The sequence below is a fragment of the Pseudomonas sp. NPDC087639 genome (genome assembly GCF_044743385.1).
Taxonomy (GTDB): domain Bacteria; phylum Pseudomonadota; class Gammaproteobacteria; order Pseudomonadales; family Pseudomonadaceae; genus Aquipseudomonas.
In genome coordinates this window covers 1-1,116 of record NZ_JBIUWI010000198.1, presented here as the reverse complement: position 1 = coordinate 1,116, position 1,116 = coordinate 1, and the positions used below count along the sequence as shown (strand labels likewise).

General features: G+C 56.9%; 2 protein-coding genes. Both read right to left on the bottom strand.

Annotated features, from left to right (window positions below; translation table 11 throughout):
* A partial coding sequence (locus ACIOVB_RS27870) for an NADH-quinone oxidoreductase subunit C (protein ID WP_401272321.1) occupies nucleotides 1-411 on the bottom strand: 411 nt, incomplete at its 3' end.
* A gap of 73 nt (nucleotides 412-484) precedes the next feature.
* Nucleotides 485-1,116, bottom strand: a 632-nt coding sequence (locus ACIOVB_RS27865) for a NuoB/complex I 20 kDa subunit family protein (protein WP_401272320.1), incomplete at its 5' end; no start/stop codon positions are given.

Below are 1,116 nucleotides of genomic sequence, written 5' to 3'. Positions count from 1 at the left end.
CCAGACTTCACGCTCGTACCAGTTGGCGTTCGGCCAGATGCTGGTAACGGTCGGCAAGCTCAGGTCGCTTTCGGACAAGGCGACTTTGATCATCACGTCACTATTACGCTCAAGCGACATGAGGTGATAGAACACGGTGAATTCGGCGTCCGACGGCAGCCCTTGACGCTTGGTGCGCAGGCGCTCGTCCACGCCGTGCAGGTCATAGAGCATGACGTACGGCTTGGGCAGGTTGCGCAGGAAAGTCAGGACTTCGACGAGTCTGGCGCGAGCCACCCACAGCACCGGCATGCCGGTGCGGGTCGACTGAGCGGTGAACGCTTCGGCGCCAAAACGGTTGTTGAGTTCGACGACCACATCCTGGTCGTCGGCCTTATAAGGCGGGATGTACAGAGCACTGCCTGTAGTCATGGTTATTTTTTCGCTTTCGGTCAACGTAAAGAATGAAGCCAGCTTCTCGTTTCTTTGTAAGAACAGATCTGGATCAGACTTCGTCAGGGCTGCGCAGGTTGGTGACTGCGATTCGCTGTTCGCGGCGCTGTTCCTTTTGCGAAGGCATGTCGGCGCGATAAACGCCTTGATCACCAACGACCCAGGAAAGCGGACGACGCTCCTGTCCAATCGATTCCTGCAACAGCATCAAGCCTTGCAGAAATGCTTCCGGACGGGGCGGGCAGCCAGGTACGTAGACGTCCACCGGCAGGAACTTGTCCACCCCTTGAACCACGGAGTAGATGTCGTACATGCCACCGGAGTTGGCGCACGAACCCATGGAGATAACCCACTTCGGTTCGAGCATTTGCTCGTAGAGACGCTGAATGATCGGCGCCATCTTGATGAAGCAGGTACCGGCGATAACCATGAAGTCGGCCTGACGCGGTGATGCCCGGATAACTTCGGCGCCAAAGCGCGCGATGTCGTGGGGCGCCGTGAAGGCAGTGGTCATTTCCACGTAGCAGCACGACAAGCCGAAGTTGTACGGCCACAGGGAGTTCTTACGTCCCCAGTTGACCGCGCCACTCAGCACGTCTTCCAGCTTGCCCATGAAAATGTTTTTGTGAACTTGATCTTCTAACGGATCGGAAACGGTTTCCCGTTCGCCAATCGGATACTGCT